The organism is Pseudomonas sp. GM60 (genome assembly GCF_000282415.1).
In the GTDB taxonomy this organism is placed as follows: Bacteria; Pseudomonadota; Gammaproteobacteria; order Pseudomonadales; family Pseudomonadaceae; genus Aquipseudomonas; species Aquipseudomonas migulae.
In genome coordinates this window covers 1-2,749 of the sequence record NZ_AKJI01000152.1, presented here as the reverse complement: position 1 = coordinate 2,749, position 2,749 = coordinate 1, and the positions used below count along the sequence as shown (strand labels likewise).

Here is a 2,749-nt window from a genome sequence, read left to right as displayed (position 1 = left end):
GGGCGAAACCAATAGCGGCCATAATCGCAGAAATGGATATGTACACCTGAAAGAAAATAGTCGCCGGATAGACCGCTATCGCCGGCAAGCCAGCTCCTACAGGGACCGGGTACATCCGCAAGAGTCGGGGCATATGGGCAAACACACAAAGGGCGCTCTATGATTGAACCCTATGACCACATCGATGCCGATCCGCCAACCCTGCCCGCCCGGTGCCTGCAACTGCGAGCGTGAACCGCTGCTGGAAAAAGCGGGCGCGGACCTGCGCATCCTGTTCCTGACCCGCACCGAGGAAAAACGCCTGCTCGACCGCCTGGAAAATCTCCAGAGCCTGAGCGACCTCGAACGGCTGCAACAGCGGATGTTCGAACAACTGGGCATCCGGGTCGAAATCGCCCCCGGTTTCAACGAAGTCCGCACCATGCGCGGCATCGCCATCTCCATCGGCGAATTGCCGGGGCTGTGCCGCAAAACCCGCCAGGCGATCCCGGCCGCGATTCGTCGCGGGCTGGAAAAACGGCCGGAAATCGCCTACGAACTGCTCAACGCCAACGACCTGTTGCGCGACGCTTGACGGCTGAATGCCCCCGAACAATCCCGAATGCCACGAAAGAGGATCAGCGGTCGTACGCGAATCCCGGCGCGCTGCTATGCCTTCTCAAAGGGAGAAAGACATTCAAGCCCGTCAGGATGAAGCGGGAAACAGGCGTGACCGTGGTCCCGGCGCCAGCCAGGTGCGCGAAGAGCAACAGGTGCCAATCCCTATCAGGAGGTGGCAGATGTTATTCATGGTCAGTTGGTCAATCAGTCCGCAAAACCGCAACAGCGTGATCAAGCGCTTTCTCGAAACCCAAGGTGCCCCGCCCCCCGGCGTCAAGATGCTCGGGCGCTGGCATGCCGTCGGTGGCTCGAGCGGTTTTGGCATCGCGGAAACCGACGATGCCGTACAGATTCAAAAATGGGTGCTGCAATGGAGTGACCTGATGAGCATGGAGGTTCATGCGGCACTCACCGATGAGCAGGCTGGGCCTCTGCTGGCGGCGGCTGTCAGCAAGTAATCATCGTCGTGGCGGCGAGTCGTGCTCGCCGCCACGACGCAGGCGCTCTGTCAGCGTCAGGCTTTAGATCCTGCTACGTCTTCACTCCCACCCGCCGCCGCATCTCGGCGGTGATTGCCTGAGCAGCAGAGCGATGCGCAGGGGGAAAATTCAATCGAGGTTGAAACTGCCCTGACAGACGGGCAGATGGCCGGGCACTGGGCACGCTGGCAAGTGAATATACTCAGCGGGAGTGGACACATCCTCCGGAGAGCAATCATGCGAACGGTTCACGTCATCACCCCCGAAAAAACCCCGGGGCCGGTCAATGTGGTGGGTGAGGCGATCACGGTTCTCGCCGGCGGCGATTTGAGCAAACCCTTTGAAATGCATATTCAGGAAGGTGTGCAAGGGGGCGGGCCGCCGCTGCATTTCCATCCATGGGACGAGGCTTTCTACGTTACCGACGGGCAGGTTGAAGTGACGGTCGAGGGCAAGTCCACCACCGTTTCTGCCGGTGGCTACGTGCATATTCCCGGTGGGTCGATCCATGCCTACAAAAACATCAGCGCGACCGCGAGGATGATTGGCGTGGTGTCCGATCCGCGCGGCGGCCAGTTTTTTACGGCGGTGGACCGGCTGAGGGTGCCGGAGGATTTGCCGCGAATCCTGGAGATTGCCGAAGCGCACGGGGTTACGTTTCTGATTCCGAAATCACCGCAGCCTCTGTAGGAGCCAGGCTTGCCGGCGAAGGGGCCTGTCAGTACGCCTTCGCCGGCAAGCCTGGCTCCTACAAAAAGCTATCAGTCAAGCCGCGCCACCCTTGGCCTGCTGCTCCAGATGCACCTGCAGATCCGGATCTATCTGCAACGCCGCCGCCAGTTCATCCAGGTAGCTGCGCTCGGCGTCTTGCTGATCGTCCACCAGCATCACGCTGGCCAGGTACATTTCCGCCGCCATCGCCGGGTCCGTCGCCGATTGCGCCACATCCGCGGGATCCAGCGGCCGGGCGACTTCATCATCCAGCCATTGCTGAAGTTCCGGGTCATCGGTGTGGCGGCCGATTTCAGTGCTGATCATTTGTTTCTCGGCGGCGTCGATCCGGCCATCGGCCTTCGCCGCCGCGATCAATGCGCGCAGGACCGCGTGGCTGTGGTCCTCGACTTCCGGGCCGGAGAGCAGATCCACGGTGCGCGGCGCCTGTTGCGGCGCGACCGCCTGGCTGCTTTGCCAGGCCTGATACGCCTGAAAAGCCATCATCCCCAGGGACGCCAACGCTGCGTAGTTGGTGCCCCCACCCGAGCGAGGCTGGGTCGCGCCACCCATGGCCGAACCGCCGCCCAGCAAGCCCCCGAGCAAACCGCCCAACCCGGCGTTTGCACCGCCACCGCCGCCCAACAGGCCACCGAGTAACCCGCCAAGACCGCCGCCCATGCCACCTTGCTGCGTCATCGAGCCCTGGCCGGCTCGCAAGAGTTGTTCGAGCAAATCGCTGGTGTTCATGACGACGTCCTCATCGGTTGGAGTTATCCAGTCAGGCAACGATAGTCCTCGTACGCCGTTGCGCCATTACCGTTTGGCTGACTTCGCTGCCTTTGTTGTTCAAGCGTTTGGGGGTATATCCATTGTTTTGGTGATGGCGGCTGGCGGTTTCGCCCTTACGGCGAGTCACTTTCGAAAAGCAGAAGGTGAGCTAACGCTCGGCCTGATGA

Annotated in this window: 5 protein-coding genes; 4 read left to right on the top strand and 1 reads right to left on the bottom strand. The window is 61.5% G+C overall.

Features of this window, described 5'->3' with window-relative positions; genetic code table 11:
- The first annotated feature begins 172 nt into the window (after nt 1–172).
- From PMI32_RS02370 to PMI32_RS02380, 3 genes are all read left to right on the top strand, one after another.
- Complete coding sequence (locus PMI32_RS02370; RefSeq protein ID WP_032829188.1) at nt 173–574, top strand: hypothetical protein; 402 nt, start codon at nt 173–175, stop codon at nt 572–574.
- Nucleotides 575–779: 205 nt separating this feature from the next.
- A complete protein-coding gene (locus tag PMI32_RS02375; protein WP_008034753.1) occupies nt 780–1,058 on the top strand; it encodes a DUF3303 domain-containing protein in 279 nt (92 codons plus the stop codon).
- A 258-nt stretch (nt 1,059–1,316) separates the two neighbouring features.
- Entirely contained in the window at nt 1,317–1,769 is a 453-nt protein-coding gene (locus tag PMI32_RS02380; protein ID WP_008034751.1) for a cupin domain-containing protein, read from the top strand.
- A 75-nt stretch (nt 1,770–1,844) separates the two neighbouring features.
- Here PMI32_RS02380 and PMI32_RS02385 read toward each other — a convergent pair whose 3' ends face one another.
- Nucleotides 1,845–2,540, bottom strand: a complete 696-nt coding sequence (locus tag PMI32_RS02385; protein ID WP_008034750.1) for a tellurite resistance TerB family protein — start codon at nt 2,538–2,540, stop codon at nt 1,845–1,847.
- On the opposite strand from PMI32_RS02385, the gene PMI32_RS30815 reads away from it, so the two are divergent.
- Nucleotides 2,539–2,749: hypothetical protein (locus PMI32_RS30815; protein ID WP_032829186.1), on the top strand; the 211-nt coding region annotated here is incomplete at its 3' end. The genes PMI32_RS02385 and PMI32_RS30815 overlap by 2 nt on opposite strands.

What these genes read in the sequence shown, in the direction of transcription:
- PMI32_RS02375 (WP_008034753.1), top strand. Translation starts at nt 780, where the DNA reads ATGTTATTCATGGTCAGTTGGTCAATCAGTCCGCAAAACCGCAACAGC.
- PMI32_RS02385 (WP_008034750.1), bottom strand. Translation starts at nt 2,540, where the DNA reads ATGAACACCAGCGATTTGCTCGAACAACTCTTGCGAGCCGGCCAGGGC.
- PMI32_RS02370 (WP_032829188.1), top strand. Translation starts at nt 173, where the DNA reads ATGACCACATCGATGCCGATCCGCCAACCCTGCCCGCCCGGTGCCTGC.
- PMI32_RS02380 (WP_008034751.1), top strand. Translation starts at nt 1,317, where the DNA reads ATGCGAACGGTTCACGTCATCACCCCCGAAAAAACCCCGGGGCCGGTC.